Here is an 18,157-nt window from a genome sequence, read left to right on the forward strand (position 1 = left end):
TAGCGTTAGCGGAGAAAAACCGTCCTTCATTCATTGTACTTTGTACTTTGGCTTCTCCTCGATAAATTGTAATTTATCAGGATAAACTTGGTATATTCTAGTCTACAATAATAGATCGACCTTGCTTTTTACTATTAAATGCGAAATATACAACACCAACAGCAAGCCATACAACTGTTGCAATAATTGCAGCTATAGCTGATACCTGAGTTGAACCTCCGCCTGAAATACCCAAATAAAAAATTGCAATAAGCATGCCTAAATTTGCAACAAATCCAAGCACTGGAATAATAACGTGTGTCAAAATATTACGTTTTTCACTATGCGCAAACGCTATTATTGCAACTAAGTTTGTCATTCCATATAAAATAAATGTTCCAACATTTGATATCAATGTAACAGCGGTTAAATTTGTTACTGATACTGCTCCTATCGCCCCTATAATAGCCGATACAATAGTAATTACCCAAACTGCAGTATGAGGTGTTGAATATTTAGGATGAAGCATCCCCATAACTGACGGTACTTCTTGATCCTTAGCCATAGCATAAGTTATTCTCACTCCTGTATTCATACATGCAAGTGTACTTCCAAAAACAGCTATAGCAACCGAGATTGCTACTATTATCATAAGAGCAAAACCAGTGTGGTTTAAAAGGGAATCACCAAGAATTTTAACCATATCCCCAATTGGTGCACTAGATGCTGCTGCTGCATCAATTCCAGTCTTATTTCCTACTTTATATGATGTATTTAACCATGCAATTGCACCACTATATTCAAATATATAAAATATAAGTCCTTGAAATACTAATGACAAAATTACTCCTCTACTTACATGCTTTGGAGACTTTGCTTCCCCAGCAAGTGCTGTAGCTGATTCAAAACCAACTAAGAGTAGCATTGAAATGGTTGCCTGAAACAATATATTAGAAAAATTGTGAGGCATAATTACCGAGGCAAAACTTTTATGAACAAATTGGACATGTTGTGGATTAGTTATTCTATATACAATTGCAAGTATAGTTGTAAATACGAGTGTTACAATTTGTATGATATTTATTATTATGCTTGATAAAGTCGAACCATTTATTCCCCTATATGCAACTGCACCAGTTAATCCAGCAAATACAATGGCTATTAATACTTGACCTAGAACCGGAATATTTATTCCAAATTCACCAAATATATACGTTATTAGTGTAGCCATCATTGCAACTAAAACACCTGGATAAACCCAATAGTATATGTGAGCAAACCATCCTATAACATACTTAACGATTCTCGATAAACCAGATAATTTTGAAGGATCGTTACTAAGTGCACGACCTGCAAAATAATATGAGCTTCCTGCACCTGCCTCTGGATATAACTCCGAAAGCTTTGCATACGAAATAGCTGTTAAAAAAGCTAAAATTAGAGCCAAAACAAGACCTGCAAACATATCCATGGCTGTAGTTTTACCAGAACTGTTTACCTGTGAAGCCTGCATTTGAAATGTAAGCCACAAAAATGCACCTGGTGCAATCAACGCCATGGCGTTCATTGTAACTCCTGTTAAGTTTAATGTTTTTTTAAGCTCTGTGTTTTCTGACATGATACATCCCCCTCCAATAATTTATAATTTTTCGTAGTTTGATTAACAGTTTTACATATAACGTCCTTTATTTTTATTGATTTATCAGTTATATTATACATAATACTATATTTAAGAAAAAAATCAACATTTTTTTTGCATATTTATTTATTTATTTTTATATTTTTAATGAACTAAAAAAATATGCATATGTTAAAACTTATATTTCAAGTTTTAACATATGCATATTTTCATTTATAGATAAACCAGTTCAAGTACCAAAATCAATTTGCATGATAAACTCTATGAAGTGATACTTCTCCAGAAATCAGTCGTTCCCTAACTCCATTTTCATTTTCTACCACTAATGCTCCCATCTCATCTATATCAACTGCTTTTGCAACTGTTATTTGATTTTTTCTTATTACCTCAATTTTTCTTCCAATAAGAATAGAATTTTCTTTGCAATATTTTAATGACCTTTCCGCATTTTCACTTTTTAAAAATTCATCATATAACTTTTCAAATTTATCTAACAAACTGCATAATAGCATCTTTCTAGAAACACATTTATCTTTTTCTATTTTTATAGACGTAGCCTTATCTAAAATTTCTTCTGAAAAATCTTTACTTTCCTGATTTACATTTATGCCTATTCCAACAATTACATAGTTTAATCTATTCATCTCACCACTTGCTTCAGCTAATATTCCACATACTTTTCTCCAATTCACTACAATATCATTAGGCCATTTTACTTTTGCTTTCATTCCACATTCATCAATCGCCATGCCCACGGCCGCAGCAGCAATACTACTTATCAAGGCTACATTATAAGCTTCTATATTAGGCTTTAGTATTATAGACATGTTTATGCATTTATATTTTGCAGATGCCCACTTTCTATCAAATCTTCCTCTTCCAGAAGTTTGTTCTTCCGCAATTACCACAGTTCCATCAACACAGCTATCTTCTATTGCCAATTTTTTAGCCTCATCATTTGTCGATCCTATTGAATCATAATATACTATGTGCCTTCCTATATACCTAGTGTTAAGTATATCTTTTATTTCATCGTATGTAAGTAAATCTGGGCACGATTTTAATCTGTAGCCTTTTTTAGAAACAGACTCAATTAAATATCCTTCTTCTTTTAATTTGTTTATGTATTTCCACACAGCCGCCCTCGTAACTCCTAAATTGCGACTAATACTTTGACCAGATACAAAATCATCAGAATTACTCTTTAATATGTCAAGTATTTTCCCTTTCACACTAAGCACCTCTCTGTATTAAAAAAGCTATTTACCTGATAGTATAATTGTATAAAATTTCAGTATAAATAAACTTTTAATTTAAGCATATGTACTTCCCATTGTCTGTACTAATTTTATTATACAACAATTTTACTTTCAATGGTACTGGTACATACACTTAATTTATGCTTAGCTTTAATTTATACACTTTAAATTGCATAATTTTGCAACTGAATTTTATTTTTTATTATAGCTTCTCATTATATTTTTTACATTCTTTCTCTATAATCTCTGCTGACCACTTATCTTGTTTAGTTACAGACGAAAAACAAAAAAACATACAGCTTGCTAAAACTACTATGGAGCTTGCTGTAAGAAGCAACAAAAATATCATATACATTTATATCTTCCCCATTCATTTAAAAATTTGACGATTCCACTGTTTAAATTTAACCTTTGGTTTTCTTCTTTTTACTTCTATAAGCTTATTAACTCTTTTTATATAATTTTTATCATCTGATATTCTTATAAGACTTTCCAAATAGTAAAAAGATACCCACCTAGGTACCTTTTTATTTGTTACAAAATAAATAAGATTTTTAGCCTGTTTAAAACTTTTAATGTGTGTATGTTTACTTACAAAATCATAGTTACTGTTATGAACTATAAATCCATTTCCGACTCTATATATTTTATATTGATTTTTTTGATACACCTGCATACCCAAATTAAAATCAACTTCCTCTCTAAAGATAAACCAAATTGAAACTTTAAATTTATTTGTACCAAAATGACATCTTCTGGGCATTTTGGCGCACATGAATTTAAATAGTTGAACTGGTTTATCTATACTTTAGATATCCGAAATAAATTAAAGCATATTAAAGAAACTAATCCTTATATTTATTTTATTTAATTAATTTATAATATGTTACATTTATATAATGATTTCAATTCAGATATTACTGTAATATTTTTACATATTTTTTCTGTTTTGTAAAGTGTTTTTTAACATAGCCAAATAAAAAAAATAAAGGTCGATAAAAATTATCAACCTTTATATACATATATGGTGCGTTTTAAGGGATTCGAACCCCTGGCCCACGGCTTAGAAGGCCGTTGCTCTATCCAACTGAGCTAAAAACGCATACTTGGAGCGGAAGACGAGATTCGAACTCGCGACGTTCACCTTGGCAAGGTGACGCTCTACCACTGAGCCACTCCCGCATATTTTATTTTGTTGGTGCAGGTGAAGGGAGTCGAACCCCCACGCCTAAGCGCTAGATCCTAAGTCTAGTGCGTCTGCCAATTCCGCCACACCTGCATCAATGGTGGCTTATCGGGGAGTCGAACCCCGGACACCATGATTAAAAGTCATGTGCTCTACCAACTGAGCTAATAAACCATATATTATTTTTTTAATTGGCTGGGATGGCAGGATTTGAACCTACGGATGCAGCAGTCAAAGTGCTGTGCCTTACCGCTTGGCGACATCCCAGCATTTGGGGTGGATATAGGGACTCGAACCCTAGACAACCAGAACCACAATCTGGCGCTCTACCAACTGAACTATATCCACCGCATTTGGTGCGTCATCGGGGACTCGAACCCCGGGCACCCTGATTAAGAGTCAGGTGCTCTACCAACTGAGCTAATAACGCATATTTGGAGCGGGTAGAGGGAATCGAACCCTCGTAACTAGCTTGGAAGGCTAGCACTCTACCATTGAGTTACACCCGCATATCTTGGTCGGGGTGACAGGGATTGAACCTGCGACCTCATGGTCCCAAACCACGCGCGCTCCCATCTGCGCCACACCCCGATGAGTAATTTGAATTTCTATATTAAGCAATTGAACCATTGTTTGCCACTCACGCGACAACAAAAACTATTCTACACTATTTTGTCGAATACGTCAAGCTTTTTATTTCAAACAGAGTACAAAGTACAGAGTACAGAGTACAATGAAGGTGGATTTACCTTCCTCTCGTCAGGTAAATCTTAAACTTAAATGTTGTCAGCTTCGCTGAACACCATACATAAAACAATTACGTAATCAATTTAAAAAATAAGTTTTTCACTTTCGGTTGTATTATAGATATACCTGCTCAACTGTTAAAATTCACAATGGTATATCTTTATTTCATTCTGTGCTTAAAATATTAGATTTCAGGTAATTTCGATATGCATTTAAAACTGCATATTAGCTCTATAAATGTGTTTTATTTTTATTAGTATATCTATAATATTTTTTATTATATTTGTTCTATATGCCTTTATAATCGGTGAAATTATATTAGTATAGATATCTTATTATTTTAAGCTACTTACATGCAATTCGACATAGTTGTGCGTGAGAGGCTGGAATTGATATTCCTTTTACAAGGAATGTATACATATGTACGAGATGTTTATAGTAGTTTTTTCTGATCTATCTTTTTTAATAGCTTTGATAAACTTAATTATTCAGTGAGTTTACAAGTTCTTTTATTTTATAAAAAAAATAAGGCTGATAAGCTACTATCAACCTTACGCAATGCCTTAATTTATATGTATATTTGGTGCGCCCAGAGGGAGTCGAACCCACGACCTCCAGATTCGAAGTCTGTCACTCTATCCAACTGAGCTATGGGCGCTCAATACGCCTTTTAGATACAAAAATGGAGCGGGTAGAGGGAATCGAACCCTCGTAACTAGCTTGGAAGGCTAGCACTCTACCATTGAGTTACACCCGCATGTCTTGTTTGAAATCACTAAATGGTTTCAAACATATGGTGCGTTTTAAGGGATTCGAACCCCTGGCCCACGGCTTAGAAGGCCGTTGCTCTATCCAACTGAGCTAAAAACGCATACTTGGAGCGGAAGACGAGATTCGAACTCGCGACGTTCACCTTGGCAAGGTGACGCTCTACCACTGAGCCACTCCCGCATGTTTTATTTTATTGGTGCAGGTAGAGGGAGTCGAACCCACACACCGAAGTACTAGATCCTAAGTCTAGCACGTCTGCCAATTCCGCCATACCTGCATTGGTGGCTTATCGGGGAGTCGAACCCCGGACACCATGATTAAAAGTCATGTGCTCTACCAACTGAGCTAATAAACCATATATTTTTTAAATTGGCTGGGATGGCAGGATTTGAACCTACGGATGCAGCAGTCAAAGTGCTGTGCCTTACCGCTTGGCGACATCCCAGCATTTGGGGTGAATATAGGGATTCGAACCCTAGACAACCAGAACCACAATCTGGCGCTCTACCAACTGAACTATATCCACCACATTTGGTGCGTCATCGGGGACTCGAACCCCGGGCACCCTGATTAAGAGTCAGGTGCTCTACCAACTGAGCTAATAACGCATATTTTTGGAGCGGGTAGAGGGAATCGAACCCTCGTAACTAGCTTGGAAGGCTAGCACTCTACCATTGAGTTACACCCGCATATCTTGGTCGGGGTGACAGGGATTGAACCTGCGACCTCATGGTCCCAAACCACGCGCGCTCCCATCTGCGCCACACCCCGGCGAATAATTTTATTTTAAATTGGTGCGTCATCGGGGACTCGAACCCCGGGCACCCTGATTAAGAGTCAGGTGCTCTACCAACTGAGCTAATAACGCACATTTTGGAGCGGGTAGAGGGAATCGAACCCTCGTAACTAGCTTGGAAGGCTAGCACTCTACCATTGAGTTACACCCGCATATCTTGTTTCAAACTAATAAATAATTTTAATATATGGTGCGTTTTAAGGGATTCGAACCCCTGGCCCACGGCTTAGAAGGCCGTTGCTCTATCCAACTGAGCTAAAAACGCACATTTTTGGAGCGGGTAGAGGGAATCGAACCCTCGTAACTAGCTTGGAAGGCTAGCACTCTACCATTGAGTTACACCCGCATATGGAGCGGAAGACGAGATTCGAACTCGCGACGTTCACCTTGGCAAGGTGACGCTCTACCACTGAGCCACTCCCGCATGTTTTATTTTGTTGGTGCAGGTAGAGGGAGTCGAACCCACACACCGAAGTACTAGATCCTAAGTCTAGCGCGTCTGCCAATTCCGCCATACCTGCATTGGTGGCTTATCGGGGAGTCGAACCCCGGACACCATGATTAAAAGTCATGTGCTCTACCAACTGAGCTAATAAACCATGTACTATTTTTTTAAGTTGGCTGGGATGGCAGGATTTGAACCTACGGATGCAGCAGTCAAAGTGCTGTGCCTTACCGCTTGGCGACATCCCAGCATTTGGGGTGGATATAGGGACTCGAACCCTAGACAACCAGAACCACAATCTGGCGCTCTACCAACTGAACTATATCCACCATATTTGGTGCGTTTTAAGGGATTCGAACCCCTGGCCCACGGCTTAGAAGGCCGTTGCTCTATCCAACTGAGCTAAAAACGCACATTTTGGAGCGGGTAGAGGGAATCGAACCCTCGTAACTAGCTTGGAAGGCTAGCACTCTACCATTGAGTTACACCCGCATATTTGGTCGGGGTGACAGGGATTGAACCTGCGACCTCATGGTCCCAAACCACGCGCGCTCCCATCTGCGCCACACCCCGGCGAGTAATCTTATTTTCATCAGGCATCTGACTTGTTGTTTGTTTGTCGCTCGCCTGACGACAGAGACTATTCTACACTATCCTGTCGAATACGTCAACCCCTTTTTTTATTTTTTTTATATATTTTTTATTAAGGCATTAATTTCTTCCCCTTCAATGTCTATGAAAGCCAAACTATTGGGACCTTTCCTGGATAATGATGCACTTCCTGGATTAATAAATAAAATTCCATACTCATTTATTAAAAGTGATTCGTGAGTATGCCCAAAAAGGGCAACATCTGCCTTCACTTCCATAGCTCTGTATCTTAATTTATTTAAATCATACTTTACCCCATATCTATGTCCATGTGTAATTAAAAAAACTTTCCCACCTATATTTTCAACAACTTCCATAGGAGCATCACACATAAAATCACAATTTCCCATAACATTTATGATTTTTCCGTTATAATATTTCTTAATTTCCTTAACATCATCTACATTATCTCCCAAATGTATTAATAAATCCACATCTTTTGTATGAGTACACGCTTTCTTTATCATTTGCTTACCTCTATGTGTATCACTTATAACAGCTATGCGCATTTTCATCACTCCCATAATATATTTTTTATTGGCTATATTTTAAATAAGTGTTGATTTTCACACTTATTTAAAACATAGCTTCCTTTAGTATGTTTGGCTATTTCTTCAAGTAATTTTTTTAAAGCTATCGCTCTATGACTTATACTATTTTTCTCCTCAGAAGCTATTTCTGCAAAGGTTTTATTATATTTAGGCATATAAAACAAAGGATCATATCCAAATCCATCTTTTCCCGCTTCTTTTTCAGCTATGTATCCTTCAACTTCTCCCTGTACTTTTATAATATTATTGTCATCTATTATAAAAACAATTGCACATATAAATTTTGCCTTTCTTTTTTCAAACGGTACTCCTTTTAACATTTCTAATAATTTCTCATTGTTTTTGCTGTCATTTCCATGTTCCCCTGCAAATCTGGCAGAATAAATTCCAGGTGCACCATTTAACACTTCTACAGCAAGACCAGAATCATCTGCAATCACCATTGAACCATTTTTTAATTTATGAATTTCAGCAGCCTTTTTATATGCATTTTCCATAAAAGTCTGTCCATTTTCTTCTACCTCTATATCTATTCCTGCTTCGCTTTGAGAAAGAATACTAACCTTATAATCCTTTAATATTTCTTTTATTTCTTTTATTTTATTTTTATTATTACTTGCAATTATCACATTATTCATTTTATTCCACCATTCTATTTAAATTACGCAAAAATAGCCAAAGCTTTGGCTTGTTATTTTCTTTAATCTGCCTTATATATTTTAAAAAGCTCATCACATTTAGGAGGTATTACTTCAATCTCTTCTGTACCTTCAACCAATATTCCTCTGCTTTCAACTATTTTTCCAATTATAACTGCATTTATTCCATTATCTTTTAAATTTTCTACAAGCTTGTTTCCATCTTTAACACATATAAGCATGCTTCCTGATGATATAAACCTTAAGCAGTCTATATTAAATATTTCTGTGATTTTTTTTGTAACATTGCTCACCGGCATTTTATTGCTATACACTTTAAACCCAACATTAGAAGCCTTTGCAACTTCCCATAGTGCACCAAGTACACCACCCTCTGTTATATCATGCATACTGCTAACTTCAAATTTCCCTGCAATTTTACCCTCTTCTACAACACTTAATTTTTCACCATAGGACTTTGCTTCTTCAATTTCATCTTTAGAAAGGTATTTCTCTAGTTTATTAAATTTTTCATTAATTGCAATATATGTTCCTTCCATACCAATACTTTTTGTGACTATTATATCATCACCAACATGAGCACCACATGTAAGAACTGTTTTATCTTTTATTGCTTTACCTACAGCCGTACAAGAAATCACCATTCTATTTACAGCATCCGTAACTTCTGTGTGACCTCCTAGAACTTGAATATTTAATTTCTCGCATTCTAGGCTTATTTCTACCATAACTTCTTTTATGTCCTCTATTGAAGCTGATGGAGGTGCCATTATTGTAACTAAAATTCCAACTGGCTCTGCACCAGATGAAGCTATGTCATTACAATTGATATTAACTGCCAATTTTCCAATTCCACTTTCCGCCGCAGTTATCGGATCTGTAGACAATATGCATTCATAATCTCCATAATTTACTATAGAGCAATCTTCACCAATACCACCACTTACTATCACGTCACTACGTATATTTCCTCTATTACTATCTATAATTGTTTTTAAATCATCCCAATTTAATTTACCAATGTCCATTATTACAATCTCCTTAAAGTCAGTATAATTTTATTTAATATTTATTCACAATTAGCAATCTTAAATCATAATATATAAAGTAGATTATTTTATCAAGGCGGTGCATGTTTTGAAATATATAGGTCCTTTTTTTAGATCAAACTCCTTAACAAAAAATAATATTGCAAATCAATTATTTCACCTTTCAAAAGAAAGTGTAAAAGATATAGTTTTTAATTCCAAGTGCGGAATAACAATTCCATTTAAGGAACTAAAAATAAAAGATATCCCTGTAAATGATATTAACATATTTAAATCATTTTCTCCACTGCTGTGCCTATATAAAAAATCTAATTGTAATTTATATAATTTAGATAAGCACTTATGTTGGGATGAAAGCAAAGCGAAAATGCACATACTTATATCAAGCAATTCTTATATGACTTTATCCTTATTAGAATTGGCTGAATATTTTTCAAAATTCAAATCAACATATCCTAAAAAATTCTACTATAGAAGTTTATATTGTAATACTGCAAAAAAGCAGCTTGACTTTTATGCAGCAAATCTTAGAAATGTAGATGGAGTTTTTATAGATAAAAAAGATATTTCTAATGATCTTAGCTCAGAAATAAAACTAGAAGAAAAGGGTAAGCCTTTTAAATTTTCAGACCAAGCTTTGCTAATGTGTGCATATTATAAATTTTCAACTTTATCCGATGAAAAGTACTCCATAGAATACAAAAATTTTTCATTCGATATTTTAAAAATGTTCTTACAATTCAAAGATGAATTATATGATTTATCAGCAAAAGAATTAAACAAACTAGTTTTAGCTCTAAATATATTTTTTGATTACAGTAAAGACATTAAATGTTATAGCTTACTAATTGATTTATTTGAATATCTTACAGAAAATCATGTTATAGAATATAGCAATAATGTTACAAATGCATGTTTAACATGCCTTAATTCGTTAATTCTATACAAAAACTCTAACTTACTAAAATTTAAATCTCAAGCTTTAAACATATACGAGAACTTAGCTAACCTATACAATCCTGAATATGGTATGTTTATAAAGGAAACTCCTAAAAAAGATTGCAGCTTTTATTCAACAGAAATAATATTATATCTTGTCAATTCAATACTAGCAAATAAGTTATGTGAAAATAAAGAAATGTATATTTCAATAGTATTAGATGTATTTAAACACCAAATATTAGAATCTGGTATAATACCATCTTGGCCAGAAGTTCCTCCTTTAGACGATCCTGAAAGATACAAAAATTTCTCACTAAAATCAGAGGATTTACTTGAAGAAAATAACTTTAAAATGCCAACACTGGCAACCCCTGCTGCTAGCGAAATAGCCCCAATTTTCTTTAAAGAAATCACCTTTAATAAGAAAAAAAGAGTTTTTGACTCGCCTAAGCAATCTTTTTATAGTGATAACAATATGTTTATATTTTTTATACTAATTCATTTGTTTAAAGGTAATTTTAACTGCTAATGGCGTAACTATCCCACTAAGATTGTTTAATACGTAGCTTTTATTATTTGTTTATAAAATAATTTTGCGTGACAGCTCATAACGCTATATATTTATTTATGGTACTTTAATTGGGAAATAATTAAAGCGCCATACTTATCTTCACTTATTCCACCAATAAATTTCTTAGCACATATCATATTATTTTTATAACATATAGGAACCATTGGCATATCAAAAAATAGCTGCTGATACATTTTACGGCTATATTCATCAATTTTATTTTTATCAGTAGAAACGCTTAAACTATACATAAAATCATCATATGCAATATTAGAATACCCTGTTATATTAAATGGTGAGTTTGAATTCCACATTTCTAAAAAACTCTCAGGATTATTATAAGCAATGTTATATTGTCCAAAGTAAATATCATACTCACCTTTTTTTAATATTTCATTTATATCCTTTCTATTATATCCTTTTAAATCAAAATTTATTTTTTCATTAGCACCAGAATCCTTTATATTTTTATTTATGTTATCAGTAATTAACTGGCACATTTTCCTATTCAGTGAACTTTCTTCAAAAACAACAGTAACCTTATTTGGATTTGCATATCCACTTTTAGTTAATTCGCTAGCTATCTCCTTCAAGTCCATTTTTCCAAATAAATCACTAGAAGTTATATTCCCTTGAATTTTCTTATCAACAAAGTTATAACATGGTGATATAACCCCCTGTGGTAAATTATCTATCAAATTTTTTCTATCAATAGCTGCACTTATTGCCCTTCTAAAATCTACTGAATTTGTTACCGATGAATTTTTAAGATTAAAATAAATAGCATCTACATTAAAAGTCGGAAAAATTTTAACTTGATTATCCTTTTTTAACCTTTCAATTTCACTTGTTGGCGGATTTGAAAACATATCGATTGTATCAGAATCAAAATCAGTAATTGAATATGCACTTATATTAGTTAATTTATTATAAAATTTTAGCTTCAACTTATTACTGATAACTTCATCTTTCATAGCATAATTTTGATTTTTAGTAATCAATAAAGTATCTTCCGACACATTTGTTAATGTATATGGACCAGTATACTTTATTTTTTTATATTCTTTTTTCCAGTTTTCTAAGCTACCATTAAATTCTCTTAAAGTAAACTCTGGTCTTGATAAAATGCTCAAGAAATAATTACAGGGATTATTTAACCTTATCCTGAGCGTTTTATCATCTAGAGCATTTATAGCAACATCATTAAAATCAGCTTTTCCTTGATTGTAGGCTTTAGCTCCATATATAAATCTAAGTTCATAGGCATAACTATTTCCATATTTTGAAGACAATATACTTTTAAAAAAATCAACGAAATCACTTGCAGTAATACCAGTTCCATCACTCCATTTTGCATCATTTTTTATATGAAATGTGTATTCTGTTTTATCTTTTGAGACATCCCATTTTTCTGCTAATGCAGATTTGATTTGCATAGTATTACTGTCTTCACATACAAGCCCTGTAAAAAGCGCTTTCAAAATTTCATTACTTTTAGAATTGTATTCATTAAATTTACTAAAACTTTCAGGTACCTCGCCAATATCATAAACCAAATAACTTTCTTTATTCGATGTTTGAAATTCTTCACTTTTCTTTTCAACGCAGCCACTTAATACAAAATTCATGATTATTATATATATAATAATTTTATAATATTTTTTCATCATCTTTACTCCAAACTCCCATAAATATTACATACTTTAATTATTTACAAAATAAAGACAAAATAAACATTTTTAATTTTTTCTATTTCTGCTTTTGCTTTAAATATGTTATATTTAGTAATTATTTATGCTATAATACATTTCGTAGCAGCTATTACGATAATATATAAACAATTTGGAGGTTACAGCGATGGAAATAGCATTAGGCATAGTTGGGCTTATTACGATGATTATTTTTTCTTTTATAGGCATATGGGGTTTTATAATATTGAAACAGCTATTAAATCAAGCAAAGTATAAGAATTATTTAATGGAAAAGTTAATTGAAAGCATAATTCTAACTTCAAAGAAAACTGATGATTCACAAATAGATGATACTTCTAATTCTCTCGAAGACGAAAATATGGATAATGACACTATAAAGTTTTAATAAATGCGAAAAAAGAGCCTAAATAAGGCTCTTTACTAAACGATTCCCATATACATAAAAAACAAAGTTCCAAGTGCTATAAACGCACATCCTGCTGAAAACAAAAGATTCCTAGATTTTTCGCTATTATCATAAAAATTTATGGCCCAAACAATCATTGTACAAATAATCAGTATATCTAATATTTTATAATTATTAAAGTTGATATACTTTATTGGCGTAAACTGTATTGGGATAATTTGATATGTAGTTAGCACAGTTAAAATAAGACTTAGTATAGTGAATGCAACAAGTGCCCACCCTAAAAAACCAACAGTTTTTTTAAGCATAATACTTCCTCCCTAAAACTCTACTAAATATATTATATTATTTTTATACTTTTGTAAATAAAAATATATTTTTTTAACTTTTTATCATATTTTCAAATTCTTCTTCGTTTATTATCTTAACTCCAAGTTTTAGAGCTTTATCGTACTTAGACCCTGCATTCTCACCAGCAATTACATAATCAGTTTTTTTGCTTACACTTCCAGCAACACTCGCTCCAAGTTCCTCAAGTTTTTCTTTTATTGAAGTTCTTGAATAATTTTTTAAAGTTCCTGTTGGCACCACTGTTTTTCCAGTAAAAATACTAGTTATAATTTCACTTTCCTCATAACTTGGACTTACACCTAAAGAAAAAAGCTCATCAATAGTCTTTATTATTTTATCTTGCTTAAAAAATTCAACTATACTCTCTGCAACAATATCTCCTATATCAGGTACAGAAGTAAGCTCTTCAAAAGTTGCAGTTTTTATTCCGTCAAAGTTCTTAAATCTTTTAACTAAATCATTAGCAGTTTTCTTACCAACATTAGGTATTCCCAATGAATAAATAAAAGATGACAAATCACAATTTTTACTATTTTCTATAGCTGCAATTAAGTTTGCTGCTTTTTTTTCTGCAAATTTATCTAATTGTAAAAGATCTTCCTTGTTAATTCTATATAAATCCGAAATACTTTTTATATCTAATTTTTCAAATAACTGTTCCGCTGTCTTTTCGCTAAACCCTTCAATATTCATTGCTTCTCTGCTTCCAAAGTGAACTATACTTTTTACCATTTGCGGCTTACATGAGAGTGTATTTTCGCAAAACAAATGAACTCCCTCTTGTATTATTTCGCTGCCGCAATATGGGCATTCAGTAGGTGCTTCAATTTCCTTGGTATTTCCATCATCCTCACCTGCAACTCCCATTATCTCTGGAATAACATCATTGGATCTTCTTATAAATACCCTTGAGCCTATTTTTACGCCTTTTCTATTTATATCATCCATATTATTTAAAGTAGCTCTCTTTACTACTACTCCAGCAATTTCAACTGGTTCTAAAATTGCAGTAGGTGTAACTCTTCCACTTCTACCAACATTCCATTCAACATCTAAAAGCTCTGTAGTAGCTTCCTGTGCTTCAAACTTGAAAGCTATTGCCCATTTAGGAAATTTTATTGTATACCCAAGATATTCCCTAGTTTTAAAATCGTCAATTACTATTACAACACCATCTATATCATAATTAAGTTCTTCTCTTATGCTTCCAACATAACTTATTTGCTCTTTTATTTCCTCCATAGTTGTACATTCTCTAATATAGTCATCGACAGGAATGCCCTTCTCCTTTAAAAAGTTCATCATTTCCATATAAGTTTTAAAAGGCTTTCCTTCATTGTATCCTACGTCATAAAACAATGCAGATAAATTTCTTTTGGCAGTTTCCTTAACATTTAGGTTTCTAAGTGCGCCTGCCGCACCATTTCTTAAATTTTTAAGCGGTACCTCCGCAGTTGAATTATATGCCTCAAAAGCTTCCTTAGTCATTATAGCCTCGCCATGTACTTCAATAACTGCTTCATTGTCTATTTTAAGGGGAATTGATTTTATGGTTTTTGCCTGCATAGTTATATCTTCACCAATTTCTCCTGTTCCCCTTGTTGCTGCCTTTATCATAACTCCACTTTCATCATAAGTTAAATTTATTGTTAGTCCATCAAATTTTTTTGTGAGTATATATTTTAATTCTGGAAGTTTATCATCGTGAGTGCTGTTATATTCATTTAAAGCTTTTATATTTCTATTATGCCATTCTATTAGTTCCTCAAAGCTTTGTGCTTTATCCAAACTCCACAACTTTCCTTTGTGCGTATACTTCTGAAACTTTGATAGTGTCGTATCCCCAACCCTTACAGTAGGTGAATATGGGTATACTACTCCAGTTTCTTGTTCAAGCCTTTTTAATTGATCATATTTAACATCATATTCTTTATCAGAAATGCTGGGATTATCCAAAACATAATATTCATGTGCATATTTATTTAATTCTTCAATAAGAGTTTCCATCTGTAAAACTTTTTGATTTTTTTCACTCATAATTCTACTACCTCATTTTAAATAATTTATAAAAGTTCTAATGGCGCCACATCAAGTCTTAAATTTTTAATTCCCATATTATCAAAAGCAATTGTAAGATTTACATGTCCATCGCTTTTATTCATACTTATTATAGTACCTTTTCCAAACTTAGAGTGTTTTACTTTAGTTCCCTTAGATACATCACTTTCAGTAAGTTTTACGCCACTACTTTTACTATTTTCAATAATACTTTGTCTAGATATTTCACTTTTAAAATCATTAAATTGTATATTTTTAGGTGGTATTTCTCTTGGTGTAAAATTTACATTCCAATCACTTTGCTTTTTAAATTGATTACCGGAAATTTCTCTAGCATTCCCGCCAAAATCAACCTTTTCCTTTAAGTTGTCATCTATTTCACTTATGAAATCTGACTCTGGAAATGCTTCTGTTCTTCCAAAAACTTTTCTAATTCTAGCAGAAGTCATGTAAAGCTGTTCCTTAGCTCTCGTTACCCCTACATAAGCAAGACGTCTTGATTCTTCCATTTCGTAATTACTTGAGAAAGACGCATTTCCCGGAAATATGCCGTTTTCCATTCCAACCATAAATACTACCGGAAATTCAAGTCCTTTAGCACTATGAACTGTCATCATAACTATGGTATCAGCATCTTCGTCGTAATTATCCACATCCGCAACAAGTGCAGTTTTTTCTAAGAAGGCTGCAAGTGATTTATCTTCAGAAATATTTTCAAAGTCAACAGCAGCATTTACTAATTCTTTAAGGTTTTCAATTCTTGCTTCATCTTGAATATCCTCTGACTTTTTAAGTTCTTCAAAATATCCTGTTTGCTCTAGTATCTCTTTTATTAATACAGAGGTTTTTATCTCATCTTTTCTTATTATAAAACTATTTATTATACTTGCAAACTTGCTTACTGAGGTAGCTGTTCTTTGTGACAACCCTGGAATATTATTAACATCTAAAAGTGCATTATAAAGGCATTCATCAACTTCATTTGCAAAGTTTTCAATTTTAGAAACAGTTGTATTTCCAATACTTCTCTTAGGTACATTTATTATTCTCTTTAAACTTACATTATCTAGAGGATTACTTATAACTTTTAAATATGCCATAATATCTTTTATTTCTTTTCTGTCATAGAATTTTAATCCTCCTATAATTCTATACGGTATATTTCTTTTTATGAATACATCTTCAAAAATACGTGACTGAGCATTAGTTCTATATAATATTGCAAAATCTCTGTAGTTTCTTTTTTCCGCTTCCATGAGTTTCTTTATTTCCGAAGCAGCAAAAGCAGCTTCATCAATATCTGAACCAGCTCTAAGTACTTTTATTTTTGAGCCATTCTCACTTCTTGTCCTAAGCATTTTTAAATGCTCATGAGGATTATTTTGTATTATTTCATTTGCTGCTTTAAGTATATTTCCCTTTGATCTATAATTTTCTTCAAGTTTTATTACCTTAGCATTTCTATATTCTTTTTCAAAATCCAATATGTTTCTAATATCTGCACCTCTCCAGCCATAGATACACTGGTCATCGTCACCAACAACACAAATATTTTTAGTAGCTGATGCCAAAAGTCTTGCAAACTCATACTGAGATTTATTTGTATCCTGATACTCATCTATCATTATGTATTTAAATTTTCTTTGATAAAACTCAAGTACTTCAGGAACTTTCTTAAATAATTCAACTGTTTTAAAAATCAAATCATCAAAATCCAAAGCATTGTTATCCTTTAACTTCTTCTGATACAAAAGATATACATCTGCTATTTTATTCATTTTATAATTATCCGAATTTTGATTTTTAAACTGTTGTGCTGTTATAAGCTTATCTTTAGCATCACCTATTTTTGATATAACTTCTTTATCTGTTATATCTTTATCATTAATATTGATTTCTTTCATACATTGCTTTACTAAAACCTTTTGATCATCACTATCATATATAGTAAAATTTTTATTATAGCCAATTTTATCAATTTCTCTTCTTAAAATTCTAACACAGCATGAATGGAAGGTTGCTATCCACATACTACTTACTTTTTCACTGCCTATTAAACCTTTTATTCTTTCTTTCATTTCTGCTGCTGCTTTATTTGTAAAGGTTATTGCAAGAATCTGAGAAGAATAAACTCCGAGTTCTTCGAGCATATAAGCTATTCTATAAGTAAGTACACGTGTTTTACCACTTCCAGCACCAGCTAGTATAAGTAGTGGTCCATCTATTGTGGTTGCTGCATCATATTGCTCACTATTTAGTAATTTTTTTAAATCCATAAAACTCCACTCCTTGAAACTTAGATATTTTAAACAAAAAATCAGCATAAGTTTTTTTCTTATACTGACAATCTTTTATGTAATATAGATAAACCAGTTCAACTATTAA

13 protein-coding genes and 32 tRNA genes are annotated in these 18,157 nt (G+C 32.6%); 2 read left to right on the forward strand and 43 right to left on the reverse strand.

Translation table 11 applies throughout. The features are described from left to right. Positions 1-97: 97 nt before the first annotated feature. The 39 genes from CUEA01_RS11240 to CUEA01_RS11430 form a co-directional block, all read right to left on the reverse strand. On the reverse strand, positions 98-1,597 hold the full coding sequence (locus tag CUEA01_RS11240) for an APC family permease (protein ID WP_234121726.1): 1,500 nt from the start codon (positions 1,595-1,597) through the stop codon (positions 98-100). Positions 1,598-1,860: 263 nt separating this feature from the next. Then, the gene (locus CUEA01_RS11245; RefSeq protein WP_234121727.1) at positions 1,861-2,850 is read right to left on the reverse strand and encodes a biotin--[acetyl-CoA-carboxylase] ligase; all 990 of its coding nucleotides are present in this window, start codon (positions 2,848-2,850) and stop codon (positions 1,861-1,863) included. 229 nt (positions 2,851-3,079) lie between these two features. Beyond that, positions 3,080-3,232, reverse strand: coding sequence for a hypothetical protein (locus CUEA01_RS11250; RefSeq protein WP_234121728.1), 153 nt, complete (start codon positions 3,230-3,232; stop codon positions 3,080-3,082). A gap of 15 nt (positions 3,233-3,247) precedes the next feature. Next, complete coding sequence (locus CUEA01_RS11255) at positions 3,248-3,553, reverse strand: hypothetical protein (protein ID WP_234121729.1); 306 nt, start codon at positions 3,551-3,553, stop codon at positions 3,248-3,250. Between the two features lie 349 nt (positions 3,554-3,902). Then, positions 3,903-3,979, reverse strand: a tRNA-Arg gene (locus CUEA01_RS11260). Positions 3,980-3,984: 5 nt separating this feature from the next. Continuing rightward, positions 3,985-4,059 (reverse strand) — tRNA-Gly (locus tag CUEA01_RS11265). A 14-nt stretch (positions 4,060-4,073) separates the two neighbouring features. Next, positions 4,074-4,156: transfer RNA gene (locus CUEA01_RS11270), tRNA-Leu, on the reverse strand. Positions 4,157-4,161: 5 nt separating this feature from the next. Then, positions 4,162-4,237, reverse strand: a tRNA-Lys gene (locus tag CUEA01_RS11275). 18 nt (positions 4,238-4,255) lie between these two features. Further along, positions 4,256-4,330: transfer RNA gene (locus tag CUEA01_RS11280), tRNA-Gln, on the reverse strand. A gap of 5 nt (positions 4,331-4,335) precedes the next feature. After that, a tRNA-His gene (locus CUEA01_RS11285) sits at positions 4,336-4,411 on the reverse strand. Positions 4,412-4,417: 6 nt separating this feature from the next. Further along, positions 4,418-4,493, reverse strand: a tRNA-Lys gene (locus CUEA01_RS11290). Between the two features lie 5 nt (positions 4,494-4,498). Further along, positions 4,499-4,572, reverse strand: a tRNA-Gly gene (locus tag CUEA01_RS11295). A 6-nt stretch (positions 4,573-4,578) separates the two neighbouring features. Further along, positions 4,579-4,654, reverse strand: a tRNA-Pro gene (locus CUEA01_RS11300). Between the two features lie 737 nt (positions 4,655-5,391). Continuing rightward, a tRNA-Arg gene (locus CUEA01_RS11305) sits at positions 5,392-5,468 on the reverse strand. A 25-nt stretch (positions 5,469-5,493) separates the two neighbouring features. Then, positions 5,494-5,567 (reverse strand) — tRNA-Gly (locus tag CUEA01_RS11310). Between the two features lie 37 nt (positions 5,568-5,604). Further along, positions 5,605-5,681, reverse strand: a tRNA-Arg gene (locus tag CUEA01_RS11315). A 5-nt stretch (positions 5,682-5,686) separates the two neighbouring features. Next, positions 5,687-5,761, reverse strand: a tRNA-Gly gene (locus CUEA01_RS11320). 14 nt (positions 5,762-5,775) lie between these two features. Further along, positions 5,776-5,858: transfer RNA gene (locus CUEA01_RS11325), tRNA-Leu, on the reverse strand. A 2-nt stretch (positions 5,859-5,860) separates the two neighbouring features. Continuing rightward, positions 5,861-5,936, reverse strand: a tRNA-Lys gene (locus CUEA01_RS11330). A gap of 15 nt (positions 5,937-5,951) precedes the next feature. Next, positions 5,952-6,026 (reverse strand) — tRNA-Gln (locus tag CUEA01_RS11335). 5 nt (positions 6,027-6,031) lie between these two features. Next, positions 6,032-6,107 (reverse strand) — tRNA-His (locus CUEA01_RS11340). A 6-nt stretch (positions 6,108-6,113) separates the two neighbouring features. After that, positions 6,114-6,189, reverse strand: a tRNA-Lys gene (locus CUEA01_RS11345). Positions 6,190-6,196: 7 nt separating this feature from the next. Continuing rightward, positions 6,197-6,270, reverse strand: a tRNA-Gly gene (locus CUEA01_RS11350). Positions 6,271-6,276: 6 nt separating this feature from the next. Continuing rightward, positions 6,277-6,352 (reverse strand) — tRNA-Pro (locus tag CUEA01_RS11355). A gap of 21 nt (positions 6,353-6,373) precedes the next feature. After that, a tRNA-Lys gene (locus CUEA01_RS11360) sits at positions 6,374-6,449 on the reverse strand. A gap of 6 nt (positions 6,450-6,455) precedes the next feature. Then, positions 6,456-6,529, reverse strand: a tRNA-Gly gene (locus CUEA01_RS11365). A gap of 36 nt (positions 6,530-6,565) precedes the next feature. Beyond that, positions 6,566-6,642: transfer RNA gene (locus tag CUEA01_RS11370), tRNA-Arg, on the reverse strand. A gap of 7 nt (positions 6,643-6,649) precedes the next feature. Beyond that, a tRNA-Gly gene (locus CUEA01_RS11375) sits at positions 6,650-6,723 on the reverse strand. Between the two features lie 3 nt (positions 6,724-6,726). Further along, positions 6,727-6,801 (reverse strand) — tRNA-Gly (locus CUEA01_RS11380). Between the two features lie 14 nt (positions 6,802-6,815). Next, positions 6,816-6,898 (reverse strand) — tRNA-Leu (locus tag CUEA01_RS11385). A gap of 2 nt (positions 6,899-6,900) precedes the next feature. Beyond that, positions 6,901-6,976: transfer RNA gene (locus tag CUEA01_RS11390), tRNA-Lys, on the reverse strand. Positions 6,977-6,995: 19 nt separating this feature from the next. Then, positions 6,996-7,070, reverse strand: a tRNA-Gln gene (locus tag CUEA01_RS11395). Positions 7,071-7,075: 5 nt separating this feature from the next. Then, positions 7,076-7,151 (reverse strand) — tRNA-His (locus CUEA01_RS11400). A 6-nt stretch (positions 7,152-7,157) separates the two neighbouring features. Next, positions 7,158-7,234: transfer RNA gene (locus CUEA01_RS11405), tRNA-Arg, on the reverse strand. A gap of 6 nt (positions 7,235-7,240) precedes the next feature. Beyond that, positions 7,241-7,314: transfer RNA gene (locus tag CUEA01_RS11410), tRNA-Gly, on the reverse strand. A gap of 5 nt (positions 7,315-7,319) precedes the next feature. Then, positions 7,320-7,395: transfer RNA gene (locus CUEA01_RS11415), tRNA-Pro, on the reverse strand. A gap of 116 nt (positions 7,396-7,511) precedes the next feature. Next, on the reverse strand, positions 7,512-7,982 hold the full coding sequence (locus CUEA01_RS11420; protein ID WP_234121730.1) for a YfcE family phosphodiesterase: 471 nt from the start codon (positions 7,980-7,982) through the stop codon (positions 7,512-7,514). Between the two features lie 32 nt (positions 7,983-8,014). Next, complete coding sequence (locus tag CUEA01_RS11425) at positions 8,015-8,662, reverse strand: XTP/dITP diphosphatase (RefSeq protein ID WP_234121731.1); 648 nt, start codon at positions 8,660-8,662, stop codon at positions 8,015-8,017. Between the two features lie 62 nt (positions 8,663-8,724). Next, positions 8,725-9,711, reverse strand: coding sequence for an AIR synthase family protein (locus tag CUEA01_RS11430; RefSeq protein WP_234121732.1), 987 nt, complete (start codon positions 9,709-9,711; stop codon positions 8,725-8,727). Between the two features lie 100 nt (positions 9,712-9,811). Between CUEA01_RS11430 and CUEA01_RS11435 the strand changes: the two genes are divergently transcribed. After that, complete coding sequence (locus CUEA01_RS11435) at positions 9,812-11,203, forward strand: hypothetical protein (protein ID WP_234121733.1); 1,392 nt, start codon at positions 9,812-9,814, stop codon at positions 11,201-11,203. Positions 11,204-11,295: 92 nt separating this feature from the next. Here the strand turns inward: CUEA01_RS11435 and CUEA01_RS11440 are convergent, their stop codons facing one another. Continuing rightward, entirely contained in the window at positions 11,296-12,912 is a 1,617-nt protein-coding gene (locus CUEA01_RS11440) for a peptide ABC transporter substrate-binding protein (RefSeq protein ID WP_234121734.1), read from the reverse strand. 190 nt (positions 12,913-13,102) lie between these two features. Here CUEA01_RS11440 and CUEA01_RS11445 point away from each other — a divergent pair, with 190 nt between their 5' ends. Then, a complete protein-coding gene (locus tag CUEA01_RS11445; RefSeq protein ID WP_234121735.1) occupies positions 13,103-13,342 on the forward strand; it encodes a hypothetical protein in 240 nt (79 codons plus the stop codon). A 35-nt stretch (positions 13,343-13,377) separates the two neighbouring features. Here the strand turns inward: CUEA01_RS11445 and CUEA01_RS11450 are convergent, their stop codons facing one another. The 3 genes from CUEA01_RS11450 to pcrA all read right to left on the reverse strand — a co-directional run bounded on the left by CUEA01_RS11450 (position 13,378) and on the right by pcrA (position 18,048). Next, on the reverse strand, positions 13,378-13,671 hold the full coding sequence (locus CUEA01_RS11450; RefSeq protein WP_234121736.1) for a hypothetical protein: 294 nt from the start codon (positions 13,669-13,671) through the stop codon (positions 13,378-13,380). A 73-nt stretch (positions 13,672-13,744) separates the two neighbouring features. After that, positions 13,745-15,751 (reverse strand): NAD-dependent DNA ligase LigA, encoded by a 2,007-nt coding sequence (gene ligA / locus CUEA01_RS11455; RefSeq protein WP_234121737.1) that lies wholly within the window; start codon positions 15,749-15,751, stop codon positions 13,745-13,747. A gap of 26 nt (positions 15,752-15,777) precedes the next feature. Then, positions 15,778-18,048 (reverse strand): DNA helicase PcrA, encoded by a 2,271-nt coding sequence (gene pcrA, locus CUEA01_RS11460; protein ID WP_234121738.1) that lies wholly within the window; start codon positions 18,046-18,048, stop codon positions 15,778-15,780. Positions 18,049-18,157: the final 109 nt, after the last annotated feature.

This window comes from Clostridium hydrogenum (assembly GCF_021432385.1).
Classification (GTDB): Bacteria; Bacillota; Clostridia; order Clostridiales; family Clostridiaceae; genus Clostridium_S; species Clostridium_S hydrogenum.

Coding starts and splice junctions, on each gene's coding strand:
- CUEA01_RS11240 (WP_234121726.1), bottom strand. CDS start 1,597: ATGTCAGAAAACACAGAGCTTAAAAAAACATTAAACTTAACAGGAGTT.
- CUEA01_RS11250 (WP_234121728.1), bottom strand. CDS start 3,232: ATGTATATGATATTTTTGTTGCTTCTTACAGCAAGCTCCATAGTAGTT.
- CUEA01_RS11255 (WP_234121729.1), bottom strand. CDS start 3,553: ATGCAGGTGTATCAAAAAAATCAATATAAAATATATAGAGTCGGAAAT.
- CUEA01_RS11420 (WP_234121730.1), bottom strand. CDS start 7,982: ATGCGCATAGCTGTTATAAGTGATACACATAGAGGTAAGCAAATGATA.
- CUEA01_RS11425 (WP_234121731.1), bottom strand. CDS start 8,662: ATGAATAATGTGATAATTGCAAGTAATAATAAAAATAAAATAAAAGAA.
- CUEA01_RS11430 (WP_234121732.1), bottom strand. CDS start 9,711: ATGGACATTGGTAAATTAAATTGGGATGATTTAAAAACAATTATAGAT.
- CUEA01_RS11440 (WP_234121734.1), bottom strand. CDS start 12,912: ATGAAAAAATATTATAAAATTATTATATATATAATAATCATGAATTTT.
- CUEA01_RS11445 (WP_234121735.1), top strand. CDS start 13,103: ATGGAAATAGCATTAGGCATAGTTGGGCTTATTACGATGATTATTTTT.
- CUEA01_RS11450 (WP_234121736.1), bottom strand. CDS start 13,671: ATGCTTAAAAAAACTGTTGGTTTTTTAGGGTGGGCACTTGTTGCATTC.
- ligA (WP_234121737.1), bottom strand. CDS start 15,751: ATGAGTGAAAAAAATCAAAAAGTTTTACAGATGGAAACTCTTATTGAA.
- pcrA (WP_234121738.1), bottom strand. CDS start 18,048: ATGGATTTAAAAAAATTACTAAATAGTGAGCAATATGATGCAGCAACC.